At 53.6% G+C, this 25,645-nt stretch carries 31 protein-coding genes; 4 read left to right on the top strand and 27 right to left on the bottom strand.

Going from position 1 to position 25,645, the window contains the following annotated elements; translation table 11 throughout:
- Positions 1–11: 11 nt before the first annotated feature.
- From B195_RS08895 to B195_RS08890, 3 genes are all read right to left on the bottom strand, one after another.
- The gene (locus tag B195_RS08895) at positions 12–395 is read right to left on the bottom strand and encodes a DUF1090 domain-containing protein (RefSeq protein ID WP_003447462.1); all 384 of its coding nucleotides are present in this window, start codon (positions 393–395) and stop codon (positions 12–14) included.
- Positions 396–422: 27 nt separating this feature from the next.
- Complete coding sequence (locus B195_RS22850) at positions 423–806, bottom strand: hypothetical protein (RefSeq protein ID WP_148666170.1); 384 nt, start codon at positions 804–806, stop codon at positions 423–425.
- Positions 807–1,214: 408 nt separating this feature from the next.
- Positions 1,215–1,595 carry a DUF4236 domain-containing protein gene (locus B195_RS08890; RefSeq protein ID WP_003447461.1) on the bottom strand — a complete coding sequence of 127 codons (381 nt, stop codon included), beginning with the start codon at positions 1,593–1,595 and terminating at the stop codon, positions 1,215–1,217.
- Between the two features lie 174 nt (positions 1,596–1,769).
- Here B195_RS08890 and B195_RS08885 point away from each other — a divergent pair, with 174 nt between their 5' ends.
- Complete coding sequence (locus B195_RS08885; protein ID WP_003447460.1) at positions 1,770–2,135, top strand: hypothetical protein; 366 nt, start codon at positions 1,770–1,772, stop codon at positions 2,133–2,135.
- A gap of 136 nt (positions 2,136–2,271) precedes the next feature.
- Here B195_RS08885 and B195_RS08880 read toward each other — a convergent pair whose 3' ends face one another.
- Positions 2,272–2,823 (bottom strand): hypothetical protein, encoded by a 552-nt coding sequence (locus B195_RS08880; RefSeq protein WP_003447459.1) that lies wholly within the window; start codon positions 2,821–2,823, stop codon positions 2,272–2,274.
- A 183-nt stretch (positions 2,824–3,006) separates the two neighbouring features.
- On the opposite strand from B195_RS08880, the gene B195_RS08875 reads away from it, so the two are divergent.
- Positions 3,007–3,378 carry a tyrosine-type recombinase/integrase gene (locus B195_RS08875; protein WP_003447458.1) on the top strand — a complete coding sequence of 124 codons (372 nt, stop codon included), beginning with the start codon at positions 3,007–3,009 and terminating at the stop codon, positions 3,376–3,378.
- A gap of 686 nt (positions 3,379–4,064) precedes the next feature.
- Here the strand turns inward: B195_RS08875 and B195_RS08870 are convergent.
- Together B195_RS08870 and B195_RS08865 are read right to left on the bottom strand one after the other, a co-directional pair.
- Positions 4,065–5,834, bottom strand: coding sequence for a retron Ec67 family RNA-directed DNA polymerase/endonuclease (locus B195_RS08870; protein ID WP_037001973.1), 1,770 nt, complete (start codon positions 5,832–5,834; stop codon positions 4,065–4,067).
- A gap of 572 nt (positions 5,835–6,406) precedes the next feature.
- Positions 6,407–6,835 carry a LexA family transcriptional regulator gene (locus tag B195_RS08865; RefSeq protein WP_003447456.1) on the bottom strand — a complete coding sequence of 143 codons (429 nt, stop codon included), beginning with the start codon at positions 6,833–6,835 and terminating at the stop codon, positions 6,407–6,409.
- A gap of 151 nt (positions 6,836–6,986) precedes the next feature.
- Here B195_RS08865 and B195_RS08860 point away from each other — a divergent pair, with 151 nt between their 5' ends.
- Positions 6,987–7,676: an SOS response-associated peptidase family protein gene (locus tag B195_RS08860; RefSeq protein ID WP_003447455.1), complete on the top strand. Its 690-nt coding sequence runs from the start codon at positions 6,987–6,989 to the stop codon at positions 7,674–7,676.
- A gap of 100 nt (positions 7,677–7,776) precedes the next feature.
- On the opposite strand, the gene B195_RS08855 is transcribed toward B195_RS08860, so the two are convergent.
- The 12 genes from B195_RS08855 to B195_RS08800 all read right to left on the bottom strand — a co-directional run bounded on the left by B195_RS08855 (position 7,777) and on the right by B195_RS08800 (position 17,913).
- Positions 7,777–8,094 (bottom strand): hypothetical protein, encoded by a 318-nt coding sequence (locus tag B195_RS08855; protein ID WP_003447454.1) that lies wholly within the window; start codon positions 8,092–8,094, stop codon positions 7,777–7,779.
- A gap of 181 nt (positions 8,095–8,275) precedes the next feature.
- Positions 8,276–8,485 carry a ribbon-helix-helix protein, CopG family gene (locus tag B195_RS23230; protein WP_083912811.1) on the bottom strand — a complete coding sequence of 70 codons (210 nt, stop codon included), beginning with the start codon at positions 8,483–8,485 and terminating at the stop codon, positions 8,276–8,278.
- Positions 8,486–8,935: 450 nt separating this feature from the next.
- Positions 8,936–9,397 (bottom strand): DUF2514 family protein, encoded by a 462-nt coding sequence (locus tag B195_RS08845; protein ID WP_158525119.1) that lies wholly within the window; start codon positions 9,395–9,397, stop codon positions 8,936–8,938.
- A 29-nt stretch (positions 9,398–9,426) separates the two neighbouring features.
- Positions 9,427–9,936, bottom strand: coding sequence for a glycoside hydrolase family 104 protein (locus tag B195_RS08840; protein WP_003447451.1), 510 nt, complete (start codon positions 9,934–9,936; stop codon positions 9,427–9,429).
- Positions 9,937–10,075: 139 nt separating this feature from the next.
- Positions 10,076–10,876: a hypothetical protein gene (locus tag B195_RS08835; protein ID WP_003447449.1), complete on the bottom strand. Its 801-nt coding sequence runs from the start codon at positions 10,874–10,876 to the stop codon at positions 10,076–10,078.
- A gap of 13 nt (positions 10,877–10,889) precedes the next feature.
- Positions 10,890–12,911 (bottom strand): hypothetical protein, encoded by a 2,022-nt coding sequence (locus B195_RS08830; protein WP_003447447.1) that lies wholly within the window; start codon positions 12,909–12,911, stop codon positions 10,890–10,892.
- Positions 12,912–12,976: 65 nt separating this feature from the next.
- Positions 12,977–13,957 (bottom strand): hypothetical protein, encoded by a 981-nt coding sequence (locus B195_RS08825; protein WP_003447445.1) that lies wholly within the window; start codon positions 13,955–13,957, stop codon positions 12,977–12,979.
- 1 nt (position 13,958) lies between these two features.
- Entirely contained in the window at positions 13,959–14,612 is a 654-nt protein-coding gene (locus B195_RS08820; protein WP_003447441.1) for a putative phage tail protein, read from the bottom strand.
- A gap of 7 nt (positions 14,613–14,619) precedes the next feature.
- Positions 14,620–15,747: a baseplate J/gp47 family protein gene (locus B195_RS08815; protein WP_003447439.1), complete on the bottom strand. Its 1,128-nt coding sequence runs from the start codon at positions 15,745–15,747 to the stop codon at positions 14,620–14,622.
- A 65-nt stretch (positions 15,748–15,812) separates the two neighbouring features.
- Positions 15,813–16,250: a phage GP46 family protein gene (locus tag B195_RS08810; protein ID WP_003447437.1), complete on the bottom strand. Its 438-nt coding sequence runs from the start codon at positions 16,248–16,250 to the stop codon at positions 15,813–15,815.
- Positions 16,247–16,831 carry a phage baseplate assembly protein V gene (locus B195_RS08805; protein WP_003447435.1) on the bottom strand — a complete coding sequence of 195 codons (585 nt, stop codon included), beginning with the start codon at positions 16,829–16,831 and terminating at the stop codon, positions 16,247–16,249. Before B195_RS08805 ends, B195_RS08810 begins: the two co-directional genes overlap by 4 nt.
- Positions 16,828–17,913, bottom strand: coding sequence for a phage baseplate assembly protein (locus B195_RS08800; protein WP_037001971.1), 1,086 nt, complete (start codon positions 17,911–17,913; stop codon positions 16,828–16,830). The genes B195_RS08805 and B195_RS08800 overlap by 4 nt, the downstream gene beginning before the upstream one ends.
- 80 nt (positions 17,914–17,993) lie before the next feature.
- Here B195_RS08800 and B195_RS08795 point away from each other — a divergent pair, with 80 nt between their 5' ends.
- Entirely contained in the window at positions 17,994–18,386 is a 393-nt protein-coding gene (locus tag B195_RS08795) for a hypothetical protein (protein WP_003447431.1), read from the top strand.
- A 9-nt stretch (positions 18,387–18,395) separates the two neighbouring features.
- Here the strand turns inward: B195_RS08795 and B195_RS08790 are convergent, their stop codons facing one another.
- The 9 genes from B195_RS08790 to B195_RS08750 all read right to left on the bottom strand — a co-directional run bounded on the left by B195_RS08790 (position 18,396) and on the right by B195_RS08750 (position 25,621).
- Positions 18,396–19,826: a DNA circularization protein gene (locus B195_RS08790; RefSeq protein ID WP_003447429.1), complete on the bottom strand. Its 1,431-nt coding sequence runs from the start codon at positions 19,824–19,826 to the stop codon at positions 18,396–18,398.
- Positions 19,823–21,916 (bottom strand): phage tail tip lysozyme, encoded by a 2,094-nt coding sequence (locus B195_RS08785; protein WP_003447427.1) that lies wholly within the window; start codon positions 21,914–21,916, stop codon positions 19,823–19,825. Before B195_RS08785 ends, B195_RS08790 begins: the two co-directional genes overlap by 4 nt.
- Before the next feature lie 112 nt (positions 21,917–22,028).
- Positions 22,029–22,322 (bottom strand): phage tail assembly protein, encoded by a 294-nt coding sequence (locus B195_RS08780; RefSeq protein WP_003447426.1) that lies wholly within the window; start codon positions 22,320–22,322, stop codon positions 22,029–22,031.
- Positions 22,323–22,325: 3 nt separating this feature from the next.
- A complete protein-coding gene (locus B195_RS08775; protein WP_003447424.1) occupies positions 22,326–22,694 on the bottom strand; it encodes a phage tail tube protein in 369 nt (122 codons plus the stop codon).
- A 57-nt stretch (positions 22,695–22,751) separates the two neighbouring features.
- Positions 22,752–24,230 carry a phage tail sheath subtilisin-like domain-containing protein gene (locus B195_RS08770; protein ID WP_003447422.1) on the bottom strand — a complete coding sequence of 493 codons (1,479 nt, stop codon included), beginning with the start codon at positions 24,228–24,230 and terminating at the stop codon, positions 22,752–22,754.
- Positions 24,227–24,457 carry a DUF2635 domain-containing protein gene (locus B195_RS08765; RefSeq protein ID WP_003447420.1) on the bottom strand — a complete coding sequence of 77 codons (231 nt, stop codon included), beginning with the start codon at positions 24,455–24,457 and terminating at the stop codon, positions 24,227–24,229. The genes B195_RS08770 and B195_RS08765 overlap by 4 nt, the downstream gene beginning before the upstream one ends.
- Before the next feature lie 8 nt (positions 24,458–24,465).
- Positions 24,466–25,095, bottom strand: a complete 630-nt coding sequence (locus tag B195_RS08760; RefSeq protein WP_003447418.1) for a hypothetical protein — start codon at positions 25,093–25,095, stop codon at positions 24,466–24,468.
- Positions 25,095–25,430: a hypothetical protein gene (locus B195_RS08755; RefSeq protein WP_003447416.1), complete on the bottom strand. Its 336-nt coding sequence runs from the start codon at positions 25,428–25,430 to the stop codon at positions 25,095–25,097. Before B195_RS08755 ends, B195_RS08760 begins: the two co-directional genes overlap by 1 nt.
- Complete coding sequence (locus B195_RS08750) at positions 25,430–25,621, bottom strand: hypothetical protein (protein WP_100917153.1); 192 nt, start codon at positions 25,619–25,621, stop codon at positions 25,430–25,432. Before B195_RS08750 ends, B195_RS08755 begins: the two co-directional genes overlap by 1 nt.
- Between the last annotated feature and the right edge of the window lie 24 nt (positions 25,622–25,645).

The following is a 25,645-nucleotide window of genomic DNA, read 5'->3' as shown; positions in this document are numbered from 1 at the left end:
ACCGTACACCGTTAATCTTCTGTCGCGCGGGCTAATTGCCGGCGAGCGTCATGCAGCTTTTCCCGGCATACTTTGATTCTGCCTGGCGCGCCCTCTTCCAACGCCTTTTCAAGTTGCTCACTTCTGTAAATAACCTCAGCCGCAGCGCTTGCCATTTTATTTTGATGACGATCAAGCGGATCGTCCTGACAGTACCGCTGCACGTTGCGCAAGGCTGTTTCCAGCCCCGACTGTTTATATCGATTACCGCTTAGTTTGGCCTGCTCCAACTGATAGAGTATTTCATCACGACGCTCTGCACAGGTACTGTCATTATGAGCCGCAGAGTAACCACTCATTAACAGGCAACCCAACCCAACGCCTAATGTCCATTGACTGACTAGTTTCTTACGCATCTTCAGGCCTCGGCACCACAACTTTAATTAAATACGCACATCTAACAGAGCCCACTCAGGGGGCTGAACATGGCTTTCAACAGTACTCAGGTAACTCCCCAGCGCCTTTCGCAAATGAGCACGGGAGAACTGTGTACTGCAACGGCCCGGCTTATCTGATGAATTGTGAGAGTGTGCATTATGGTTATGACGGGCACGGACTTTAACAATGCGCAGCGCTTCCATGACCATGGGCTGACACCTGCGCCTGGACAACGGAAAGTTTTCAAACAACCAATCGACAGGAACATACACGTGACCAAAACAGACCAGCGCAGGTGTGATCTTGCGCAGGGTTAATACAACCACTTCCTGTTCTTCGCCGCCGAATGTTGCAGCCACAAATAAAACCCCTTGTTTATTCACGGCCACTGAGCGTTCCCAGACAGCGCACCCGTCACAGTCTCCGCTTTCAATATACAGCCAATCCAACTTTACCCCTTGGCAGCACGCTATATTCAGAACCGGCTTTAAACTACTTGTCGCCAGTTGCATGCCACCATCATAAAAGGCAGTTCTGTATAAGTCCTTAAGTGCGCATTACTCAACCTTACTCAGTCTTACCGGCCTCCCACGCGCCCTCCACGCCCCCGCCAGCTGCCGGCTCAAGGGCCATTCAGACTGACTACATTGGTCCTGCCGGAGCCATGAAGGGACAGAGATTTCAATTCAGCTTCGCTGAAGCAGAGTGAGCAGCATCCCATGTTAATCAACGCCTGCTACTGGGTTGATACCTCTATCGGCGCAGATCAGGTAAGCCCCTGCACACAGGTGCACGCTTCAAACAGCAGGTTTCGAACGATAGTAAAGAAACATACCAAGTGGGATAAACACAGCCAATGCGGCGCACAGTAGCCGAAAGCCTCCATCAAGCATAAACCAGCCGACAATGGCCGCAATTTCGCCAATAACCCAAGCGGTGACCCATTCAGCTGTTGAGTATTCACGAGGCACAGCAGGTGCTGCTTGCTTTTGTTTAGCTTTGTAGAAAGTAGAGCTGGAAATACCAGTGCCCGGAATACCAGTCGTGATCCGCGTACCGCGTTTACTTAGATTGGCTGTTGCACCTTTCACGCCTAGAGATGTGCTGACACCACTCTTGCTGATGTTGATCCGAACACCAGGAGCAATTTTGATGCTCTTCCTGATTCTGAGGGCCATGACTCACTTCCTTTACGAAAAAAACACTTTACCATTAAAAGGCCACTATCGAAATTCAGCTTAACTAGGCACAATCCTGACTGTAAACATAAATGGCAAGCCAGTGTCTGTACGGGGCCCAGACAGCGGCGCTTAGCCATAACACCTGACCAGGGCTAAGGAATAGTGAGACTGATGGCAATAGGCGACAGAATCAGAGCAGCAGCATCAACACCAAGAGATGATAAACAATGGCGCTATGGACTGCGCTACGCAATCATGCTTGATATTGAAGCATTCAAGGAGCGAGAAAGCTTTCGTAATCCCCTTTCCCATGAACAGCTTGATGCAATCGGCGCAAATGATCTTCTCGCATATAAATTCAGCCAGTCATCAGAAATAATGGACTTGATAGCTCCAATTGAGAGTCAGGATCCTGCCTGGATCGCTGCGATGGCAAACGAGTTTGCCAACTATCTTGCAGCCCGGGATAAAGAGCCAAATTGCGAGGCCCCCAACTTGCTTAAGGGAAAAGTGTTTGTAACAGAGTTAGGGATTTAAGTGACCGACCTCCCCAGTGCTTTACCTAAAAAACCAAGGACTGGGGTTGCGCCATTTTCGGAGCGCTTGATTCAAACGGCACCAAATGAAAAAGGGCCTCAATGAGGCCCTTGTGGATCAATTAATCTGCCGCTTGTTATGGAAGTTCCATATAGCCTATTCCATTTTTATCGGCAGATTTATATTGTTCTGGGGTCATTTTTTCTAAATTGCTCACTGCCTTTTCTCGGGCGGGCATGTAATCGATGATCATCAGTTCCAGTTTCGACGGTTCACCACCATTCTCACCAGTAGCGAGGCGATGGGCTTTCAGTTCCTCTAATTTCTGCTTATGTTCGGCCAGTTCCACTCTGGCTTGTGCGAGATGTTTCGCCTGAGCTACTTTAGCTTCCGCCAGCTCTTTTTCAGCCTGTGCTTTGCTTATTGCGGCGGATAGGGCAATGACAGCATCAGCATCTTTACCATCCAAAGCCTTAGCCATGCCTGCACGGTCACTTCCGTAAGACGCCCGCACCACTGAAAGAGAACGATCAAACTCGTCCTTTTTTGCAATATCAATATTTTGACTGATGGAAGTCATCGAGGCTGCAAACTTGGCTTCTGTGGAGCCGTCAATTTTGTCACTGCCACCGCAAGCTGCGAGCAGGGCAAACGAGGAAGCCAGAAAAGTCATTTTGAACACGGTCATAAAACTACACATCCATGGAGCGCTATCGAAGGTATCGATGATGCCAAAGGAACCATAGATGTCAAGATGACATCACGCAAGATGCCCGTTCTAGAGCCTTTTATTACGATTTATAAGTCACGAACTGCCTTGGCCGACAGAGCGACGATCGAGAGGTTGTAAGCGAATGTTTGCCCTCCCCCCGTGGCTTCGCCCTACCTGATCCATTACAGGCCCAAGGCGAGAAGGCGCGAGCAGATAGACGCCAAGGATCACTGCACCTCGGTCACTCCGAACTATCTGAGCAACGAGTTCAGCAAGGCCCGGGACGCTGCGCATTCTTATGACCATATTCCGGCCACCGAACGACCCACCTTTCACGAGATCCGCGCTTTGGGCGCATGGCTAAATGAGCAGCAGAATTTCCCGCAGGAATACATCCAGGCGCTGATGGGCCATGCGGGCGCGAAGATGACCAAACACTATCAGGATGGGCACACAGAGAAAGGTATCGAGTATCTGGAGGTGGGGGTTTTGCAAATCGCAGGCAACAAAAAAGGGCCCACCTTTCGGTGAGCCCTTCTAGACCGCCCAGCAGAGCGGATTTTGTTTGGTAGGCGCGATTGGACTCGAACCAACGACCCCCACCATGTCAAGGTTGACCGTTGAACAATCGTAAGCTATTGAAATATATAGAATTTACAGGAGATTTGGATTGTGCAAAACAAGGATAACAACCCTATAAGAATCAATAACTTAGCGCTGTATTTTGCTACAGCTTTTATCCACTACCCATGATGATATGCGGTCGATGTTGCGGCGCTTCCTTGTGACTGCACTGCTTGCTTCAGAGAGCAGGACTGCAAGCCCCTGGGATTGCCTTGCCGCCTAGCACCGAGGGTGTGTAAAACGTTTTTGAGCGCAACAGGTACTCAAAAATGGACTGGAAATTGCGCTTCTACGCGAAAGCCACATCTTCTGATGTGCTGATAAATTTCAGATTTAACGCAGACGCGCTCACTTCAATTTTGGCGAAGCGTTTTTACACACTCTGGGCCATAAGCGGCCGTTCACCAAAGGCGGCTACCGACCCATAGCGGTCCTTCGGATTCAGCAGAGACCGGTCGGTGGTTGTCGTTCTGAACCTACAATTGTGTAGCCAAAAGCTATTGCGGAATGCGTTTCATACATGGCTTTAGCCCTTCCACAGGACTGCGTGAGGCGTGGCGGGGGCGAATTACATCAATAGAGCCAGAGGCCAATTAAGGCTTCGAGAGAGTAACAGTAGCGAAGTGTTCAATACACTGCACCACCCTAGTCAGAATAATATTGAAACCCGAGAAATCAATAGAATTTTTATTCGGTACAACAACTTTACTCGCAAAGAACTCCTTACCATACTCAGTGGCAATATCAATTTCATTCTCTTTATTAAACTGTTTGCCACCTAGCTTTATGTCCCTGACAGCCTGCGGGAAGAGATCCTCGATTGAAGTATGCTCTCCTTTCGCCTTTAATGGCGTCAGCACGATATATAAGTTATGGACCACATGAATAAATTCCGCTTTTCTGAAATCGCTGGCCGCTGGCGTTGAGGGAAAAACAGTGGGGCTGTATTTTTTTCCCTTCAACACTCCTTCAACTCTCCCAAACCCATCATCATTGTCAAGTATGAGAATGACTGGCTGCGCTGGAGCTGGGGCTTTGTAGTATTTGAAGTGATCATCAAAACCTAAAACAAACTCTTTTAGATATGGCGTGCCACCTGACAACTCAAGCAAGAATCTGCTGCGTTCTGTATAATTAAGAAACCTCACTAGTAGCTCGCATGGATCATTCCCAGACTTTGGCTTCACTAGTTTAGGATAACCACCTGCTAACCGACCTATGGCTGACTTAAGATATACGTTGTCGGTTTTACCTTCACAAATAATTGTTGGCTTATCGTTGCCATAGAATAGCTTGTAGTACAAAAATCTGCTGAATGTTCGTTCTCGACCACTTAACAATCTTCGAGTGTTAGATTTTTTTTGAGAAGAATCATGATCAAGAGCTAGCGCTGTCTTATTTCTCTTTCGATTAAACAAATCAATTTGATCTATAAAGTTCAGCCGCCCCTCAAGGACAAAAATATTACCTTCTTTGGGAGTTCCGGATGTATTCTCCGTAAAAGCCCCAGTCTGAAATAATGAATGACACTGCGACTTGACAGTTCTCCAGTACTCGCTTTTAACTGCTGGTTTTTTGTTAACAACCAGCCCAGTAACATCTTGACGTGAATCTTTATATTGAATTCTCGTCTTTGAACTATTGATCTCGAATCCAGCTCGTTTAATTTCAGCCTGCAACCTTTTGCCAGGAATGTACTCTTGCTGCTCCTCTGCCATCAAACTAGAGGGAAACTCCTTCTTCCTGGTGGAGATCGTTATATCGTCAGCATATCTGCTATAGGTACAGGAATTTTCTTTGGCCAGAGAAGCCAGTCTGATATCAAGCGAGTGTGTGATTAAATTTGTTATGACAGGAGAGCACGGGCTACCTTGGGGTAGTTTATTCTCATAGCATGCAATTTGCGCGATTACAGTGGCCACTGCTGGGTCTAACTGAAAGTTTTTGTTTGCGATAAAAAAACCTCGCACGCGACCAAAATTAAAACTTTCAAAAAATTCTTTCAGGTCAATATTCAAAACATTTTTCTGGTTCAAATGCATGACCGCATTTGTAAGAATCGACCGATCTCGAACAAAACCATGCGACAACTTCGACTTGAATTTATCCCCTTTGGACTCATTGATCTCTTGGATGCAATCTTGCAGCAAAAGGGATAGGGCGGCCTGTATAGATTTAAGCTCGTCAGAAGGAGCATGTATAGTACGAATACCACCACTCTTTTTGGCTATCGTAAAGCTCTTATACTGACTTTCAGGCCTCATCCTGTATAGAACATTAGTGAGGTGCGATGCATGAATCCCCATGAGCAATGCAAGCTCTGGCTTAGTCTTTATTGCACGTAGAGCACTTATTTTTATCATCGTCTACTAATGTTCAGAAAGTTAAACGGCTTACGGGCACTCCTAGGCACCGCCAGGAACGTAGAGAATCGACAAGTCTCCACCAAGGGCAATCCTTTCGGACCGTTTTTTCACTGATCGCGATGCGCGATCCAAAATCTGCCCGTAAGCCGAAAGCGAGGTTAGCAAATAATTGGATCCGATAGCAATGTGAATAGCCCTAGATTCACTAGACACCTTGCAAGCTCATTGGGCTGCCGCCAGCACCATGTAGTCCTTCGCGACAGGCTACTATTGGCTGTTCTCTGCCCATCAAGCCTGACTGCTTTTGGCCGATAGCTGCCCTTGGGCAACGTAAGCCAAGTGTCGACAGCAACCCATCGTAACTGGCTGCAATCGGCCAGTAACCGCCTACGGTTTCAAGACCGATATGAAGATCACAGCGGGCTGCGGCATACAGCCGTGTTTCACTTCCGAAACTTATAACTTTTAGCACCTCTACAACCCGCATCCTATAAGGGTCATACCTTTAGCATAGGAACTGATTCCCTCCCCTCCTCGGCGTTCTGCCAACGTGCTTTGTTATCAAATTTTTAGCGCCCATGACTTCGTACGGTGTACGTGATAACTCCCCATACGGAAAACTCATCTCCCTCCATGATGTAACGGTCAGGGTAACGAGGGTTTTCTGATTTGAGGATGATTTGCTTCCCGCGTATACAGAGTCGCTTGCAAAGCGGATCGTTATTGAGCAACGCCACCACTACATGGTCGTGAGCCGGCTCTATAGCCCGATCCACCACAGCCAGGTCACCTGAAAATATCCCGGCCCCTATCATGCGATCGCCATCTATGGACACCAGGTAAACGCTCGGCGCTCGAACACTCAGCAACTCGTCAAGCGAAATAGGGTTTTCCATATGGTCAGCTGCCGGCGATGGAAAACCGGCTGGAACCTTAAAGGAGCAAAGAGGCAGGCGAATGCCTCCTTCAGCAATTTGACCCAGAGAAGTGAAGCTCATGACGCACGCCTTAAGTTAACTGTATGTACATACAGTTAACTGCGGTAGGGGATTTTGGTCAATTTGTCTGTGGGGATTTTCGACGAGAGGAACATCCCGAGCACTTCAAGCTACGCTTTGCAAAGCGTTCTCTTTGCAAGAGGTCACCACGATGTGCGGACGATTTGTGCAGTCTCAGGGCATATCTGATTATCTGGAGGTATTGGCGCCTGACAGGCTTGTCGTGAGCGGGTATGACAATCAACCCATAAGTCGCTACAACGTCGCTCCTGGCACGCGCGTCAGCATTATTCACGGCGTAGATGATGGACTAAGTATTGATCCCGTTCACTGGGGCTGGGCGCCGTTCTGGGCAAAGGGCAAACGCCCTGACCCCATCAACGCCAGAGTAGAAACAGTCACAACCGGGAAGTTTTTCAAGCAACTATGGCCCAATGGCCGCGCCTTGGTCATGGCTGACGGATGGTATGAGTGGGTCAAAGATACGGATGATCCTAAGAAGAAACAGCCCTACTTCATTCGCCTGAAAACTCAGGCGCCGATGTTCTTCGCGGCGTTGGCCGAGGTTGACACTGGGCTGGAGCCTCATGAAGGGGATGGGTTTGTGATTATCACTGCTGCCAGTGATCAGGGGATGGTGGATATTCACGATCGGCGTCCCTTGGTTTTCAAACCAGAGCAGGCTCGTGAATGGATAAAGTACGATGTCGAGCATATACGTGCGGAAGTGCTGGCCATGGAGTGCTGCCAGCTGACTGAAGATTTTGAGTGGTTCCCCGTAAGCAAGATAGTGGGCAATGTGAAAAACCAAGGGCCCGAATTAATTAAGCCGCTTGTTTGATCGCATTTCATCCGTCCACCTAATTTCACATTAGAAGGCCTTGCTTGAAAGGGAACACTTCTAGCTTCTCCACCACGCCTTCGTGAAGGCCCGTCGCCGATCATCTTGGCAGTACGCCAGAAGGACCGCCCAAGGCGGCGGCTTCACAAGCAAACGCTGCTGCCTGTGGTGGCGTCAGCGCTCCGGCATCGACCACGGCGTTTAACCAATCCCAGAGTCGAGTCACACAGCGTGTCTGTTCCTCAGCCACTTCCTGCAGGTGATCCATTAACTGCGCCTCCAACGTCTCGGTCGAGGTGGCCAGCATTTGCAGCTGCAGGTCCAAGGCGATGCGCTCGGCCAGTGCCGCGGTAGCAGAGGATAGCGTGCGCAGGTCGCGCAGACGGCGCTCATAATAGGGTGTGGCGGGTAGCGGCATGGCGAGGGTGTCCTGTTCAAAGTCAGTGGCCGGTACAGCGTCAAACCAGGAGCCTGGGGAATAGCCTACTAGTGTAGTGGAGTGTGGTTCCGTATCAACAAAAATGGTCCCCACACTCGTCTTGAGTGTAGGTAGCCTGTTTTACATAAGCGGCGTTATGTGCAGCCCTTCACTCGCTTACCTAGGTTCGGGCTCCAGAATGAACTGTAGAGTCTTCCCGTCCTGAAGCATCTGGCTTGTCGGCTAGAGCATCAAAATCTTTTAAATGATTTTTTAAGAGCTTCCGAAGTATTTGCGAGACAGTTAGGTCAGACTTCTGAGCGAGCTCTTCGAGTTTATCTTTAGTTTCAGAACTGATCAAAATCGTTAGGCGTATAGCGTTATCAGGCATTTAGATTCCTTACTCATCTTTTTATCGTAATTGACAGCAACGCGCTGCTTTTCCTGCACCACCGAATGCTATTTAGGACAATAAATCTTTTTGAGCCGAAGACCGAATACAATCTATCTTTTGCAGCAGTGATTCGTCTGCACATCGCGGGTAATCTCTGTGCCACGTCCGGCAGACATTAAGGGATTGAGGCGAAAATAGAAGCCCTAGAGCCGCAAAACTCCGGGGCTTTTCTTTTTGACTATTCAGCCAGTGCGTACACGGTCAATGAAAAAGCCGTGATCCAGAGTGAAATCATCAACACTGACATCCAAATTAATTGCTGATCCATTGCTCTTCCTTGTGCAAGGCTCTATTTCAATGGCCTGACGTTAGCTCATAATGACGCGGGCGCAATAAATACTCATCTCGCCATATCACCACTCCGCCTCACACACTCCTACAACCCCTTCAAGGCGGCATCGTTACGGCATCATAGGATCGCTCGCAGGCGAACCCGGCCCGACGACTTTCTGTAAGCGCTGCCGCCAACTCTCCCGCATATCCATCAGCCTCTGATCGCAGCTCGGCGAGCAGATCAACAAGGTCGTTGATTGTCTTGCCTCGCTCGGCAAGGCGGGTATTGAGATCGGCCTTGTCGGCAAGTAGCCTTCGGGTTTGATCGCGCACGCTGTGATGGTCAGCGCGCTGCAGAGCAGCAAGAGCATCATCTTTCTGTTTTTGATCCACCGCATTGGCGCGCACCTGGTCGATGTTTCGTCGGAGTTTCTGCTCGGTTAACCGGGCATCCTCGCTCGCGTTTGCAGCAGCCGTGGCCGTATCTGACCTGTAACTGGCGTAATCCGCGCGAACATCCGTTACCTGAAAGGTCTGGTAGGCCAGGCCAGCTAGCAGAGCAATCAATGCCCACACCCAAACTGGCACCTGCCTGAGCACAGCTATCACGCCAACACCTTCAACGCTCGCTCGAACTGCACAACAAGATCCTGCATCCGGTGTTCACGCTGCCCGTACCCAGCACCAGGAAGGCTCGCCCAGATGTTTCGGCACTTATCGACAGCGACCTCAACTCGACCCGCAATGACATCAGGAAGAGCTCGGCACTCTCGAATGTGCTGGATGGCAAGCCTGTCCTGGCTGACAGGCCCAAAGTCTGGAAGCTTCAGAAGATCGCGATAGTGTGGCCAATCCTTGAGCATTTGCTGGTAGCGGCCCGAAGCATTGGAGGTCAGTCCTTTGCTGTTGATCAACTTCGACTTCCGCCCCCCAGAAAATGGATGCGTTGCGTAGTCATCGAATAACTCAAGCTTGCCATCGATACCCGTCACGATGACGTTGTAGCCATCGTCCGAGCGTTTCAGGTAATCGCTCCCCAGCTCCGACCAGGCGAGCACATCGAGGAACGCCAGTAGATTGCGGCCGATACTCGGTTGTTCCTTAGTTCTTGGCATAGTCAAACTCCAGATGCTAAAACGCCGGCATCTTGGCCGGCGTTAGGGGGTAGACAAAAGTAAACCCGAGCTTGTCGGGCCATGAACTTACAGGCACAAAAAAACCGCTCAAAGCGGCCTATTCAATCCCTACACCTGATTAGACGATTCCATATTCCGTCTTTAATGCCGCAACCAGCTGCGACAGCTTTGCCATCGAAGCAGGACTGTTTCGAAGTGACTGATTAAAGACGTACAGGTCACCCACCTTTGCATCCCGCAAGCCGTTAGAACTGCCGTGGTAGCCCACTTCAAAATAACTTTCAGCCTCGACCGGGTGATTAACCGATTTGATTTGCTCGGCGAACGTATCGACTTGGTTGACCGCAATGGAGACCTTACGGGTCACGTCGTCATAATCAACCACCAGGACCGCCCAAGTACCCGCCGGGCGATCAGCCGCAGCATGCGCCGGGTTATTGCTGCTGCCATACGCGATAAACTTTTTAGCATCAGGAGAATCGCTCGTAATGTCATAGCGCAGCACTGATGCTATAGGGGTTTCGTCGGTGTACGAGAACAAAAAATTAACCCGATCAGTCGGGTCAGATACGTTGACCACAATAACTTGCGTGTACGACTTCGAGGCACTGCCAGGCTGAAAAGCCAGAGAGCCAACGCCGAAGTAATTGCTGAATGCCAGCGCAGGCTTACCGCCCACAATCTCGAGCTTTAGAACGGATGGATCAGCGCCTTTTTGAATGAGCGGTTCCCCGCTTGCCCGACAGTAACCCGACACGCCACCGCCACTCAGCGCGGTTAAGCTCTTGGGCTGCATGGCTCGATGAATGAACGACATACCGGTAACGATTCGGTCAGCCGGGGATATATTGAGTTTCACAGCACCAGGTGCATTAGGGGCTTGAATAGGCAAAACAATTTGCTGGCCACGGATGGTCATAAGATTCTCTCTATTAAACAGAAGTTACGGCAATGCGCTGATGGCACGCCCAGTTGTAAACAGGTACGCCGAACGCATCTAGGTTCGGGGCACTGTCTCTGATGCAAGTTCGTGGGCCGGTATCAGGGCCAGCCCGGTTGCCAGCTATCCCGATGTCTGCAATTCCGATCATTGGGGACGCGCCCGTAGGCTCGTCACTCAGCGTTACGCGTAACGCGTCATATCCGTCCAGCTCCACGCTGGTTACGCTCACGCTTGAGGTGCTGTCGATCCAGCGAATGCCGAGATTTCCCGGATCGGTTACGTTCAGCGTGTCGATGGCCAGCGGGCCATGAGGCACATTGAAACGAAGCGTGACTACCTTTCCTTTGCGAACAGCTGAATAACAGGATGTTGGAAGCCACTTTTCGCCATTAATCAGCGCGCCTATCGCACCGGATAACGCAATGCCATCACGGCTGTAGGAGTTCGCAGGAAGGTGAATCCCGTCATTGTTGCTCGGCAACCAGTATTGCGGGCCGGAAACAACGAAGCGATCCGGGTAATCAATCGATACCTGGTACTGTTCGTGAGGAATGTAGCTAAAAGCACGTTTGTAGACCGGCGCCGTCCAGTTGCTCATCTGTGTGATAACCATCGGGATACGTCCCGTTTGGCCGGTGATCGCTTGAATGTCAGCCTCATAGTCAAGCTGGAGCTGAACAAGCAGCGCGTAATAAACCCCCTCTGCCATCCCTCCGTCATGCTGCCCCTGATTCCAGCTGATGCATGGAACGGAATAAGGCAAGCCCTTGCGGTCACACTCAGCTTTCGCCTCGCGAATCGCGGTCAGGCTGTTTTCGTAGGGGATAGTCCCTTTGTTTAGGCTCCGAATCCCTTGGGCGCCGCGCCCGTGGTTGCTGATCAGTAAACCCGCATCTGCCGGCAAACGGCGATTGCGGTTTATCTCAGCGGCCGCCTGCAGACAAGGAGGCTCTTTGGAAACGTTTGCCATAAGGGGAGTGAATGGCGCGACCATATTACTGGCCAAAACCCCCGCTTCGTTCACCAGCTGCACACCGGCCTTCAAAGTAAACAGCCGATTCGCCGCAGTAGGCTGCGTTGACACTGGGCTACCTGAGTTAATCCCACAAGCCAAGGACTGACCCAGGAAAATGACATGGATGATTCTGCCCACAAACGCGGCAACCGATCCGGCTTCCGGCAAGGGTACTGAGCGAGTTTTTACAGTCCCGTTGCGCTCAACGTAATGCACCTGAACACCGAGCACTTGGGGCGAAGTGTTATCGCCACTAGACGTCAGCTGGTAGGGCACACCATCGATCAGAGTAAAAACATCGCGTTGACCAATCGTCCCTTCATCCCACGCGTAGCCTGCAGGCACTGACGCCAAGGCGGAAGGGTACATAACCACCTCACCCGACCACTTGATACCCAGTAGAACAGTCTCGTTTTGATCGCTGATATGCCAAGCATAATCGCCGAAATGGGATAGCCCCGGCATACGATCAAGGATCGCATCCACAACCCCCGTTTTGCGGATACCTAGAATCACCTTCATTACTTCATCAGTGATAGACCACGGATAATCCAAATCTAGACTGCCATTAACGGCCGCGAGAACCGAGAACAAGGCGCCATCTTCCACCTCGTCAACGCGCTGCTTTGAAGCAGACGTCTTAAGCTCGACAGGCTGACCACTCTCTTTTTTGTAGAGCACCAGGTACTCACTATCAGGCGCTGCCGGCACGGTGAACAAGCCACCTTCCGGGGTGTTTAACATCCCAATTTCAATGCTCGGAAAGGGCAACGCCCCCCCACTCTGCACGGCAGCCTCTTCAAACACTGTCGAGATTTTTTCGACACCCAGTCGCGCTTGCTTGGCAATCGAAGGCACCGCGCCGGATTCAGTATCTACGTCTTTATTATCATCGCCATGAATGTACTCATGCTGCTTTGCCGCCGCCGCGGTGGACTTGGCGGCCGCCTCCGATAGAGCCCCGGCATGGGCTTCAAGCGCTGCAACTTCTGTCATTTACTTTTCCTTGGGCAATAAAAAACCCGCCGAGGCGGGTTGTGAGATTTCTATGGGTTTGAAGCTCAATAGCCGGGCGCCTTACCGATGGCGCGCCAATGGACAGTGGCTCCATGTGTAGCGGAGTCATTAAAGAGTTTGTACTGAGTTTCGCTGACGGCCCAAACACCTACAGCGTTCCCATCAGAGTCAACTGGATTGGGCGTCACCTTGCTGCCCAGGCAGTTGTAAACCTCAGCAAAAGGGGTCGGGAAGTCGATGACACCCGTTTGGGAATCAGGCGCGCAATAACCACTCCCCCACTGCTCAAGAAAACCAGTTGCCTTATCCAGCCTCCAACCCGTCGGCGCCATTAGCGCAGTGTTTTTGTCTTGCTTAGTCGCTGATAGGCTGTCAACCGCCGCTTGCAGGGCTGCCAACGCGGCATCGATCACCACCTTGGTATACGCATCACCAATGCCATAGCCGGCCAACGTGATGGCGTTGTTGGCTTTCTTCGATAGCTGCCAATCCGCCTCAGGCTTTGTATAAGCGTCAACAATGCCGTAGCCGGCCAAAGTCGTGGCGTTGTTAGCCTTCTCTGATAGCAGCAAATCCGCCTCAGGCTTCGTATAGGCGTCAACAATCCCGTAGCCGGCCAAAGTCGTGGCGTTGTTGGCCTTCTCCGATAGCAGCAAATTCGCCTCTAGCTTCGTATAGGCATCGCCAATGCCATAGCCGGCCAACGTGATAGCGTTGTTGGCCTTCTTCGATAGCAGCCAATCCGCCTCAGGCTTCGTATAGGCGTCAACAATGCCGTAGCCAGCCAAAGTCGTGGCCTTTAGTGGGAAGGCTGTACCAAAGGCCTGTATAGCCTTGAGCAACTGCGTGTTGTCGGTGGCGTCAAGCTCGGGCAGATAAGCCAAGATAAAGTTGGCCATCTCTTCCTGAAGCATGTTCAACCACTCAGCCTTGAGTGGTGTAGGTGGTTTCCCACCCACTACTGTGCCGTATCGAAAAAGCCCCCGGGGGGCGACAAACTCGGTCCAGCTGGAAATCCTCTGCATGCTATAGGTCCTCGATGCCGGCCACGGCGGGCGGCATCACGTAATGAATGGCGTTAAACAGTTGATCTACTTTCAGCGCAATGTCCTTAACCACATCCCTGCCAAAGCCAAGCTCAACATTCGTGTATTCGGGGGCTTCTAGCCCCAATCGGCAGGAGAGTGTTGCGGCTGGAAGCGTCCCGTAATAGTCGACGTCGATGCCGACAACCCACGACCATGGCCAACCATCCCCATACAGGAAGTCACCGACGCTGGTGGAGCCGACGCACGCTGTTTGGAACTCATCAATGATGGCCGTGAGGCCGAGGTGGGTTGCCATTTGAAGGTAGTAAGAGCGTTGCGGTCCGCCCGATGCCGATATCTTTTCGGCCACTGCGCGCTGCCGTTCAGCGATTGTTTGAGAGCCGGGGACAGTGCAACCATCAGGAAGACCTAAAGTCAGTTCCCATTCACTCAACAAATCCGATGTGGTTCCAGGGAACGCATCGGCGATCAAATCGACTGCCTTATCGCTGATGCGCTCAAATGTAGGTGCAAAGCAAGAAGCTGCCTGCGCCTGAATACTACTGAGTTCCTTAGGCCAGACCCGGCCACGAGGCAGCAACCCAAGAAGCGCCGAGGTGAAGTCGGCGCTGCTGAAAGATGGTTTAGACATGATTGGCTCAGCCGTAGGTGATGGCACCCAGTACGGGAAGATTTCCCAAGGTATTAATTGGGTTCACTGTGGGTGATGTGACAACAAACCCCGCAGTCGCTGCGATAGATGCAATCGCCGAGTCAATTGCGGAAAGCTCCACAATGGAACCGTTATTCAGGGGAGCACCCTGCTCTGCAAGAACATCTGCGATCGCAGCAGCAACAGCTGCCCTGGTGGCCGTTGAAGCATTAGTCAGCCCGGTGATCGTGAAGTCGATGGGCAAGCCCATCGGCGCACAGACATAGACCATGGCCGTGACTGGCTGATCGGCAAAGATGCTGTTGGCTATGGTCAGCTGGTCACCTGAGGCAACGCTGGCGGGTGTTGAACGTGCATCATCGCTAGCAAGACCGTTGGTTCCCTGTGGAAAGCCGTCGTAGTCGGCATTAGCGCCATCGAGCATGGCGTAGACCACCACGCTGCCAGCACCATACCCATTCGGTGCACACCAGGCGCGGGTGACGCCCGGGACCGCCCTAGCCCATGAAACGTAATCCGCCCCTGAGCCCCCTTTGGGTGTGTTTTGAAAGGCATCGAGCATGCGTTTGAACAATGAGTCATCATTTTCTTGATCCGCCCCGCTGGTGATAACCGCGGTGACGGCGCCTCTGGACTGCACACCGTCAATTGAAGTGCCCAGTGTCATCAGACTGCCAACCGGAGTGTTTCCCGCGACACCGGCAATTACCGCAGAGACAGATACCACTACGCTACCCGAATCCCCTGCGATGACTGTTGTGTTCACTTTGAACACCACTGAATCACTGCGGGTAACTTCGGAACCAGCATCGATGATTGCACCAGCCCTCGCAGGAAATGAGACTTTCCCGGTCGCAGAGGTTGCCGTTTTTCGGTACACCTTTTTAAGCGCCGCCCAGGACTCCAGGAACTCACCTGACGCTGTATAGGGAACTGCCTGTTTGGCAATCCAATCGAGGTAGCCGTAGTTCAAATGCCCAAGTCCCGCGAGGGCAGTACCCAAAATATTGAGATTGGAGAAGCGCAATAAACCGTCGGCGGACGGAAGGCCGGCGGTGATATCGGCGGATACTTGGGCGCGCAGATCAGACAGTTTGGGGCGCGGAAACGGCATGGGATCAAACTCCAGGCAAAAAAAACCGCCCTTGAGGCGGATACGGTGCTGTATCTGTTAAGCGGCTACTGCCAAACCCAGCTGTATTTGAGCGGCACCTTAGTGCCGTCATTACGGGTAACGGTGACAACGGTGTCGAGCTGACTCTGGCCAGAAATTCGGGCCATAACCGAAACGCCCGCCGCCACACCATCATCGATAAGCCATTTCAGGGCCTCCGATACATAAACTTGAACGGTATTGGCTACGTCTTGGGTCAACCGTGAACGATCCAGAAGCCACAGCCGCGAACCAATCGGCACGCCCTGGCCTTGATCACCCCACCAGCCCCGGCGATCATCACTGCCATCAGGAAGAGCATCATCCGCATTGGCCTGCCTGTCGGTGAATATGCTGATCAATACCGCGCTAGACAGGTCGTCGCCACTGGCAAGTGCGCCCGATCTGATGGTCCAGTCGCCAGTACCGGTTGAGGTAATCCAAGTCGTAGTGATATCGGTCATTGTTGTGGCGACGGCGTGGTGGTGCCGCTCCCGTTGGTGTGTGAATTAAACAGCTTGCGATCATCCGCCATGCTGCGAACGCTATCGGTGATATTACCTCCGGCCACAATGTCGCCAGTGACATGCAGAAGCGGCGTGGCCAGCTCCACGCTTTCAGCAGCGTTAATGGTAACGGTAGTCGCGTTATTCACCGTGACAGGCGCGCCCTTCGCTTCCACAACAATCCCGCCATCCTTAGTCAGGTACACCGATTTGCCCCATAGGTCGTAGAGCATGGTTTCGCCGACCAATAAGCCTTTGGGCCGACTGGCTTGGTGTGCGGTGGCCACTACCACACCCTTGGAACGGTCTCCGCCCAGAAAGACCACCAGCACATCCGAACCCTCTGGGGGGCGAGACGTCAGCCCAAATTCGGCTATTCGTGGTGTGTCATCACGGGTCTCTGAGTCGTTGAGCTTGACCTGGAGCAGTTGCGCACTGCGGCTGTCGTCACTGAACGTCACTCGCCCCCAGCTCGACATCAATTGAACCCGCCGCCACAAGCGTTCCATCACGCCAGTCATGTCTTTGGCTGGGTTCATTGATAAAACTCCCCATACATCCGCATCAGGTTGATCGGCTGAGGCACGAAGGCGCTCGGGTCCATCAGTGTCAGCTCGGCGGTCGTGCCTGAGTAAGCGTTTTTCAAAAAAGTCACTTCAGTGATCAACATGCTTTCCGAACTAAATTTGAGTCGCGGCAGTGACACCGGTACCAGCGTGTTCGGCTCCCACAGCGCCCCAGATGAATCCCGCCAACTGTCTGCAGTCACTCTGACGACGCGGGAGCGACCATTACGCCGTGCGGACTCCCATTGCGCGCGTGCCATTGCGACCTCATTACCCATTCCGCCGCCCTCGGAAATAATCACCATCCGACGATGACGCTTACAGTTGAGGTCCTTGGCTTTGTGAATGCGGTTGCCCTCCAACCCAAGGTCGGTAAAGGTATCAATCGACTGGATATAAACGTCGTAGTCCGAATAAATCAGGTCGGCGGCAAAGTCGATGTAGGCGCGCTGTACGTTGACGCCTTCAGTGAAACCACTGGCTGCCCGCTTCTCTCCGGCCCGCGCAAGGAAAAGGCTACCGTCAGCCAGGTCATACGCCAGGACCGCGGAAAAACGGGCCATGCGGTCGATGATTTCAAAGGCTGATTCACCCAACATAATGTTGACCTGCGGCAAAATCGGTAAATCATCCCGATCAGTAGACACTTTAATGCCTTCTGGAACCCCGTTAATCCGCGTCCCGTAAACAGATGCCAGCCTTTGGGCAATACCCAACACCGTCGCATTACTGATTTGTCCGCCAGGCCATTCAGCAGCGCAATCAATAAGGTCTGCACATTTAGATCGTCCGCTAATTCCGATGGAGTGCTCATTCGCAGTGATGCTCGGGACAAAGTGATCGATATAACCCGTTACCACCGGGTCAGCACCTAGTCGTACTTCGCACGGGGCACCTGGTTCGATGTTCAGGCGAGCCAGTTCATTCGGATAAAGCTCGGTCATGCCCACGTTAAAGTCACTGGGCAGGCGCTCAATGCCTCTTGTCACTCGAATGTCAGTCCAGCCTGTAATAGCCATGTCGCCAGAGGTTATGGTTAGATCATCGGTTTGCATGGGTTCCCTCAGAAACGCGCGGACAAGCACCCCACAGTCGTCATTTTTAATGGCGACGTTTGATCGAGTACGGATGAAGAATGAATAGGTTGTTAGGTAAGGTTGTTTTTGTAGGACTTATTGCGGGCGCATACTTTCTGGTTACCACGACCATTCAAAGTAATGACTTCAAGGAAAAAAGCGTCAACTTGATGAAAGAGCAAGGCGAGAAAGTGATTGCTGAACTCGATAAATATCCCGGTTGCGCCGGACAATATTGGTTGCAAACGACGTTGTTCGATAAGGACAGTTTTTTCAGCAAGACAGCAACTGGCAGATCCATTTACACCAACAGAAATAACCATCTACTGGATATGAAATGGACCGCTGAACTTGTGGATGATGGCCGCATGGTCATTGTGCAGCCATCAGATCGAGCAGGGCTTCAGTCCACCTTGACCGCGATGATGCTCACCTCTTGCAGAGGCTCATAACCTCACTGCTTATCGGGCCAAACCTTTTATCGTGGTCGGCATGAATGCCGGATGTATCGGATTAGCCTGCTGAGTCAGCTCGTCGGCCCGTGACGCGTCCTGGTACAACCTATTGGCCATGACCAACGCCGGCAAAGCTGCCCGAAAATTGAATGTTTCCAGATTGGGCAATGTTGCCCCGGTAGTGGTTAGCGCGCTAACCACTGCCTTGCGCAAGGCAATCAGTGCTTGATAGCTTTCATCATCACCGACATCCCCCGCCACCAAAATCTCCGCATCAATAAACCCGGTCACGGTACGCATGGTGCTCATGGCTTCGTCGTATGAGCTTGGAGCGTATGACGCCAATACCTTACCCATCGCGGCCAATGCTGTCCGGCGCAGCAGTGAAGCCGTGGCATCCTGTGCTATCGCTCGAGCAGCTCCGACAATCCCTACGCCGCTGTAGGTGCTTGGAGTGAAACTCACCAACGGCCCCAACAGCTTGATTGCATCCCCAGGGTCAGCAATCCCCGCGACCAAATCGTCCATGACTGCCTGCACCGCAGCGGTAAACGTATCGCTGCTGCTCGCGTCTAGATTCTCTGCCGCCTCCAAAAGGCGCTCCATTGACTCATCGACGGCGGCGCGCTTGGCGGCGCTATCCGCAATCAACTCCGGCATGGTCGCGCTGCTGTTTCTGGCTTTTTTACTGGTGATTAAGGCGCTGCTGACGTTGCCATCGGCGTAGCGGCCAAAGTTACCCACCAACAAGCTGGCCAAGCTAGTGAGGCTTCGAACGTCGCGTGTGATGGTCCCGACAAGCACCTTGAAGTCCGCGATGACGCCCACCACCATGCCGACAATAGCTTTGCCGAACTTGATCACCCCTTGAACGGCATTGATCACCGACGTCACGCCACCAATGATCTTGCGTACAAAATCCAACGCGCTCGACAATCCGAGCGCTCCTGCCAACTTATCCAACAAGCTGCCGCTGGACGTGGTGATGCTCGGAAAAACCCGATCGCCTGACTCAATAAAAATGATGCTGATTTCAAAGTAACGGCCCATGTCCCAGCGTTCGATCACGCTCAAGCCTTCCGCCGGAACACTCACGTTCAGCGCACCCAGAGTGGGATGCATCAAAGCACCCAATCCGGGCTGCTCAACGGCGGCAACCAGTGCATCACGCTGAGCAAGCACATCGCCACCGCCATAAATCAGGCTGTCGGTGACCAGAAAGCCGGTCATGCGGATTCGCCGCGTGGCCCGCCCCATGTCCTCGATGTACGGCTTGTCGCGACCGGGATATTCATGAAGCGCCAACCGCCGCCCAAAGCGGGCATCACCACCATAGATAGCGAACGGCACACCACGAAAAGAGGCTTTGTTAAGGCTTTCGGTCCAGGTCCTGTTTGAGTCCTGGGCGATCTGGACAATCTCTGATAACAGCGTCATGCGATTGCTCCTACACCTGAATATGCCACTCGACTCGACACCTCAACCTTACCTTCCGCCTTGGAACTCACTTTCATGCCCTCCGGCGCGTTGGCGTGTTCAATATTGACCTGAACTTTCCCCCCCTGATTCTGCACGCCGCTGGAATAAGGACCTTCAGGCGCCTTGCTAAGCGGCGCGGACAGTCCGGGCGCGACCGGTATGTCTTTAGCCTGGGGAGCAGCGGGCATGCCCGTTGGATTACTCAGGTCTAGATATTCGGCGACGGCGGCACGCTTGGCAGCATCCCCATTGGCATCCGCCGGACGCTCGTACTGCCTCGACACAATGTCGCCCGCCTGTCGAGCGGTCGTCGTTGCACGCAACATATCTCCGGCTTTTCTTTCGCCCCCCTGAGTCAGTTCGTATTGAACAAACCTCAACTGTTCTTCAAGGCTGGAATTCTGAATGGGCTTGCCGGCCCATTTAGCGAACTGTTGCTGACGATAATCGTGCCATTGGGCAATGCCATACGCCCGGCCGTTATCCCCTTTTGCTGCTGGATCAAAGTTACTTTCAAGTCCAAGGTTGGCCGTAATACCTGCGGCATGGGCCTTGCTCCAGCCCTGCCCCTGGAAATAATCCATCGAGCGCTTGACCAGATCCTCATTCAGCCCGCCTTGGGATTTCCAAACACTACCCAGCACCTGTGAGGGGTCGACCTCAGGAAGTCCCTGCGCAACCCGCCGACGCCGGACAATGTCAGCCTCTCCCGTGTTCAGGCTGGGGGAGTACAGCAGCGCCCCGAGCCCCAATAGCGAAGCGCCGAGGCCACCACCAAAGGAAGCCCCTGCAACGCCGGCAGCGCCCGCACCGGCCGCTCCCGCACCCGCAGCACCCGCCCCCAGCCCTGCGGCTCCCGCTCCTGCTATCCCTGCAGCTGCTGTTGCTGCGGCACCCCCAGCCAAAGTGGCAGCACTGCCAATACGGGTCAGCAAACCGATATAGCCCAGAATCCCGGCGCCGGCGGAGACAAGGGTGGTCCCAAGCATCAGCACCCCGCCGATCAGTCCGGCATTCATTGCGACCGCTACCAAAATGGCGGCGTTTTCCCAGCCGCCCAACCATTTGACGACATCACCAATGCCCTTGCCGAACTTGACGATACCGTCGCCGATTTCCTTCCAGTCGATTTTGTTGATCCATGTGGCAAAGCCCTTGGCCCAGTTGCCAATGTCGGTCGCAATCAGCTCACGGTTGGCGGCGAGCCAAAGCGAAAACTGATCGATCAACGGTTTCATGGCAGGAATCAGCGCATCACCAATCGAGTTTTTAACCCCATCAATGACCACACCAAGCCCCGCTAGGCTTAGGCTGAACGCCTTGCCACGCTTAACCGCGTCATCCCCCATCACGTAGCCAAGGCGCTTAACCATAGCCTCGTAACGCTCGATTCCCGCTGCGCCCTGACGCAGAAACGGCAGCATGTTTTCCATGCCAAAAGCTCGCGCAATCAACTTTTGCTTCTGCGGGCTGGCTTCTTTGGCGATGGCGGTGGCCACCGCTTTGTACTGAGCCACCACGTCCCAGGTCCCGTCTTTGGTTTTTTTCAGGCCGATACCCAGCTTGTTAAACATCAACAACGCGCCCTGATTCCGACCCCATTGGGCGTCCTGCATGGTGTTGGCCAAACCATCCAGGCTTGAGGTAGTGGCCGATGCCTCAACCCCGACCATTTGCGCCGCACCCTGAAAGCTCTGCAATTGCCCAGACGAGATACCGATGCTGTGCGAGCTGCTGTCGATAGAGCGACTGAGGGTGGCCCAGTTTTTCGCCAGTACGGCGATTCCGGCCACCGACCCAAGCCCTGTGACTGCGGCCATCGGCGCAATGATTGAGCCAATACAGCGCGCCGCGCCACTGGCCTCACGCCCGATGGTGCCGAGGTTTCTGCCGATTTTCTCAAATCCCAGCTCACGACCGAGGCTTTTGAATGACTTGCCCACGTCTTGAAATGGGCGCGTCAGCCGACTGATGGAGTCGTTGACCCGGCGCACGGTCGCAGTGGCTTTATCGACAGCACTGATGGTGATACTGAACGTGTTCGCCACTGCCCCTACCCCTCAATTCGTTTAGCTTGTTTATTCCACCAAGCCAGCTCTGCCAGGCCCAAAGACCACGCATCGCGTGGCCCCCAGCCGTAATACTTGGTCAGCTCAGCAATCAGCTCTGGCCAGCCTCCACCGCCATCTGGCCAGGCTCGGTAAAACCCTCAAGGAAGTTGTTTGCCGCCACCAGGTCGCGCTTGCTGATGCGCTCAACCGCTGTCCGGGGGATAGCGGTGATCAAGCTGATCAAGGTGATCGCCGCGCCGATGGAAGTGTCGGCACGGGTGGCTTTTTCCAGCTCTCCCGCCGTGGGTTCGCGCAACTTAAGCTCGTGGTAGCTGATTGCGGCGTCGCCTTTACCGATGGTTACGGGCTTGCTCAGAGCGATGATGATTTCTTCGTCAAACATGGATCAGTTCTCCGTTACAGAAGGGCCTTCCCACTTCACTTCAATAGTGGCGTCGGAAGATTTGGACTCTTGTTGATCGGTGGCCCACATGTTGCGACCAATGATGGTTTTGCCGTTGGCCAGCTCAGCTACGACAGTGGCGTTGCTCATGGCGTTGATGTCGGCAATGCTCAGGGTCGAGGAATCGCGCAGCGTGGCCGCGATGTAGCCCGGCTGTGGGGTTTCGCTGTAGCCGTGAATGCCGTCCTGACCTTTCAAGGTTTCGCGGGAAACTCCGGAAACCTTGTAAGCAAAGTCACCGGCCAGCATGTAACTCACGCCGTCAACGGTCAGGTAGCAGGTCCCGGCAAGACGATTGGGGGCAGCAGCCATGTGTTTCTCCAGACGTAAAAAAACCGCACAGCGGCGGTCGTTGAGGAAGCGCCCGGGTTACAGGCGGAATTGGGCAAGCAGCGCAAAGATGCGCAATTGATTGATCAGGGTGCCAGGCCACAGCACATCAATCCGGTTGGGATTCGTGGAATTCTGCTCGACGATCAATGCCTTGGAAAACGCAGCTGTGTCCTGCACGTAACCGTTGTATTCAAGTTCGCCGTACTGAGCGATCAAGTCAGACTTGATGACGTTTGGCGTCACGATCGCCGAACCCGGCGCAAAGCGCGTGCCGTTGGCAGCCAATTTGACCCGCGAATACTTGGAAGTCACCAGCGTGCGCTGAGCCCGCAGCACGTACATCAATAAGAACAGGGTTTCCACTTGCAGATAGCTGTCATCTGCCGCGCCAAAACTGTTTTTCTGGTAGGTGGTGATCAGGTTTTCAATCGCCACGGTTCCATCGCTGCCCACCATAAAGGTCGAGATACCGTCCCACAGCAGCGTGTTGCGCTCGCCCAGAATGAATTGCTGAGCCGATGGCGGTGCCAGCACTGTGCTCAGCGTCAGCGTTTGCAGTGGCCGCCCCGGGTCAGCGCGCAAAGCCACTGCAGCGGTTCCCGCCACATCTGCCGCCCAGATCCAGGCCGGCGACGGCGAATCGTAGAACCCCATGATGCTTTCATGCTGGTTGTTACGAGCATTACCGGCGGTGGCCAATGTCGCCAAGGTGCCGCGCTGCGCCGCAAAGACATGGCCATAGACCTGACTGGCATAGCTCCAACGCCCAGTTTTGTCATTCAACAGGGCTTTCAGGGCGTTCAGCGAAGCCGTATCGGTGTAAGGGCACACGATAAAATCGAAGGGTTCGTCGCCCAAGTTGGCCAGCGTGGTATCCAGTACCGGATTGGTGGCCCCGGCTTTCATAGCGGTGAGGGTCAGTTGCAGCCCGGTGGGTACAACCTCACCGCTAGCCGTGCCCCGGTAGTTCAGCCGAAGATCAATTTCGTTACCCGTAACGCCTTTGTTTTTCGAGGTTAAGGCTACCGTGTCCGCTGTCGCCACTGCGGTGACTGGCAAATTGCCAGAACCGTTGATCAAAGCAGCTAGGGCTGCCGCGATTTCTGCCGGTGTTTCTGCGATGGTGACGGCTAGGCTGACCAGTTGACCGGCAATGTACAGCGAGATAACGCCGGTTGCCGTTGGCGTGCCGGCGATCAACACGGAACCTGACGCCGCCACTGCGCCTTGAGCATCAGCCAGGGGTAAAAACCAGACCTCGCCGAATGGGTCCGCCGCCACATAGGCCGCCGTCATCAGTGCCAGCATGGAGCCCAGCCCACCTTTGGCTTTGGCATCGGCGACGCCTTGGCCCAGCACAGGCACGCCAACCACAGCATTGCCGGATGCCAGTACCTGGCCAATGATCAACGCCCGCTGGGTTTGCGCGCCGCTGTTGGCCTGGGAGTTATCGACCTCGGCGTAAAACAACGGAACCCGAAGGTTCGCGGGAATATTGCTAAACGGGACGGTCATTGGGCGTCACTCCCTGCAGGGGCTTTGGGCGATTTCTCCGGTTTGCTGCTGGGTGCAACAACGTCCGGGGTTGGCTTTGTCTTGGGCGGGGTCGAGGTGACATCGTTGCAGCCAAGCCGGCGCAACCAATACAGATCGCCGTCTGGCACTTCCCGGCCAGTGTCGGGCAAGAAGTCACGTTTTACCGGGTCGCGTACAAGCAGCCCGGCCGAGGGGTAAATGCGCATGATGTGTCCTATGGGGTGTTATCGATGTCGAGCACTGCTTCGGCGCGTCCATCAGGGCCAGCGGTGCGCGGAGCTTGATTTACAGCATCAGGAAAAGCCTGATCGCTATAGGTACCGCTGATATCGAAGACGTTGGTCAGGTCGTTGATTATGTGTGTCTGCTGAAGTGGGTCGACCCGAGTCGGATAGAACTCTTCTGGGCCCTGGTAAAACTCCATGCCGATATCCATCACCAGTTCAGCCAGCTCCAGTGCCCCCTCTCCGTCCTCCTGAATCTCCGAGCGCACAAAGGCAAACTGCTGAAGGCGCGTCATCAAAGGCGAATAATTGATCAAGGCGCTTTTGATCTGCTGTTGCATGACCTCCAGCTCATCAATCGATTGTGCCGCTGCAGCGTTACGGGGCAGGTTTTTGAGTTGAATCCGCGCACTGACCCGAATGACCGCGGTTACGGTGAATTGGGGCGCGCCGTTGCGCCCCAAAGACTCCATGTCTTCGGCCGGTGAATGCAGGTACAACAACGGGTAGTCACCTTTGGCAATCGGCCATGACCGGGCAGCAAACACCCGGTCACCGGCTTCTGTGGCCCCTACCAGCGCTTCCATCGTCAGGCGGCGTAGATCGGCAGTGGTGGTCATTACATTTCACCCAGCATCAGCTTGGCCCAGCCGTGGCTGTCGGGGCGCACATCCTTGACCAGATAGCGCTTGCCGCTGCTGGGGATATACACCTCGTCATCTTGGGCAGGCTCATCACGAAAGATTGAAAGACGCACACCCAGCACCGGCTGGGTGCTGTTCGAGTCCACCATAGGGTCGATCAACTCGACCTCACGATAGGCCGAGTCAAACACCCCATCGATGGGATAGGCGCTGCGGCCCACCGGGTAAAACATGATGGGCCCAGCGGGGTGCTTAGCCTCCCCAAAGATGTTTTCCAGCGGCCCCAACACTAGGCTATCCCAGTCGATCATTAAGCGACCCTCACCGTAGGGCCACTGGTGACGCTGATGTGGGGCCCGGTTTGTTTCTTGACCACGGCATCATCGTCCACCAAAAAGCCCAGCGCAGTCAGCGTATCGGCCTCAGTGGCGGACAGTTTCACGGTTTCTCCCGGGCCAAATTTCTTGCCTTTGGCACCGACGACAGTTCGGCCAGCAGCCACGACAGCCTCCACGATAGAGGCCCC

Source organism: Pseudomonas sp. Lz4W, from assembly GCF_000346225.2.
Taxonomy (GTDB): domain Bacteria; phylum Pseudomonadota; class Gammaproteobacteria; order Pseudomonadales; family Pseudomonadaceae; genus Aquipseudomonas; species Aquipseudomonas paraversuta.
Note: the sequence above shows the minus strand (reverse complement) of the source record. Positions and strands in the feature narration are given on the sequence as shown.

Bases quoted from the DNA above. Each gene is read 5' to 3' on its own strand.
- B195_RS08775 (WP_003447424.1), bottom strand. From the start codon at position 22,694: ATGGCTGCTGCCCCCAATCGTCTTGCCGGGACCTGCTACCTGACCGTT.
- B195_RS08840 (WP_003447451.1), bottom strand. From the start codon at position 9,936: ATGCCAAGAACTAAGGAACAACCGAGTATCGGCCGCAATCTACTGGCG.
- B195_RS08755 (WP_003447416.1), bottom strand. From the start codon at position 25,430: ATGATCGACTGGGATAGCCTAGTGTTGGGGCCGCTGGAAAACATCTTT.
- B195_RS08870 (WP_037001973.1), bottom strand. From the start codon at position 5,834: ATGATAAAAATAAGTGCTCTACGTGCAATAAAGACTAAGCCAGAGCTT.
- B195_RS08795 (WP_003447431.1), top strand. From the start codon at position 17,994: ATGAATAGGTTGTTAGGTAAGGTTGTTTTTGTAGGACTTATTGCGGGC.
- B195_RS08895 (WP_003447462.1), bottom strand. From the start codon at position 395: ATGCGTAAGAAACTAGTCAGTCAATGGACATTAGGCGTTGGGTTGGGT.
- B195_RS08760 (WP_003447418.1), bottom strand. From the start codon at position 25,095: ATGACCACCACTGCCGATCTACGCCGCCTGACGATGGAAGCGCTGGTA.
- B195_RS08800 (WP_037001971.1), bottom strand. From the start codon at position 17,913: ATGCAAACCGATGATCTAACCATAACCTCTGGCGACATGGCTATTACA.
- B195_RS08890 (WP_003447461.1), bottom strand. From the start codon at position 1,595: ATGGCCCTCAGAATCAGGAAGAGCATCAAAATTGCTCCTGGTGTTCGG.
- B195_RS08765 (WP_003447420.1), bottom strand. From the start codon at position 24,457: ATGCGCATTTACCCCTCGGCCGGGCTGCTTGTACGCGACCCGGTAAAA.
- B195_RS08865 (WP_003447456.1), bottom strand. From the start codon at position 6,835: ATGAGCTTCACTTCTCTGGGTCAAATTGCTGAAGGAGGCATTCGCCTG.
- B195_RS08835 (WP_003447449.1), bottom strand. From the start codon at position 10,876: ATGACCATCCGTGGCCAGCAAATTGTTTTGCCTATTCAAGCCCCTAAT.
- B195_RS23230 (WP_083912811.1), bottom strand. From the start codon at position 8,485: ATGCCTGATAACGCTATACGCCTAACGATTTTGATCAGTTCTGAAACT.
- B195_RS08855 (WP_003447454.1), bottom strand. From the start codon at position 8,094: ATGCCGCTACCCGCCACACCCTATTATGAGCGCCGTCTGCGCGACCTG.
- B195_RS08830 (WP_003447447.1), bottom strand. From the start codon at position 12,911: ATGACAGAAGTTGCAGCGCTTGAAGCCCATGCCGGGGCTCTATCGGAG.
- B195_RS08810 (WP_003447437.1), bottom strand. From the start codon at position 16,250: ATGACCGATATCACTACGACTTGGATTACCTCAACCGGTACTGGCGAC.
- B195_RS08780 (WP_003447426.1), bottom strand. From the start codon at position 22,322: ATGTTTGACGAAGAAATCATCATCGCTCTGAGCAAGCCCGTAACCATC.
- B195_RS08825 (WP_003447445.1), bottom strand. From the start codon at position 13,957: ATGCAGAGGATTTCCAGCTGGACCGAGTTTGTCGCCCCCCGGGGGCTT.
- B195_RS08790 (WP_003447429.1), bottom strand. From the start codon at position 19,826: ATGACGCTGTTATCAGAGATTGTCCAGATCGCCCAGGACTCAAACAGG.
- B195_RS08805 (WP_003447435.1), bottom strand. From the start codon at position 16,831: ATGAACCCAGCCAAAGACATGACTGGCGTGATGGAACGCTTGTGGCGG.
- B195_RS08860 (WP_003447455.1), top strand. From the start codon at position 6,987: ATGTGCGGACGATTTGTGCAGTCTCAGGGCATATCTGATTATCTGGAG.
- B195_RS08820 (WP_003447441.1), bottom strand. From the start codon at position 14,612: ATGTCTAAACCATCTTTCAGCAGCGCCGACTTCACCTCGGCGCTTCTT.
- B195_RS08815 (WP_003447439.1), bottom strand. From the start codon at position 15,747: ATGCCGTTTCCGCGCCCCAAACTGTCTGATCTGCGCGCCCAAGTATCC.
- B195_RS08880 (WP_003447459.1), bottom strand. From the start codon at position 2,823: ATGACCGTGTTCAAAATGACTTTTCTGGCTTCCTCGTTTGCCCTGCTC.
- B195_RS08885 (WP_003447460.1), top strand. From the start codon at position 1,770: ATGGCAATAGGCGACAGAATCAGAGCAGCAGCATCAACACCAAGAGAT.
- B195_RS08770 (WP_003447422.1), bottom strand. From the start codon at position 24,230: ATGACCGTCCCGTTTAGCAATATTCCCGCGAACCTTCGGGTTCCGTTG.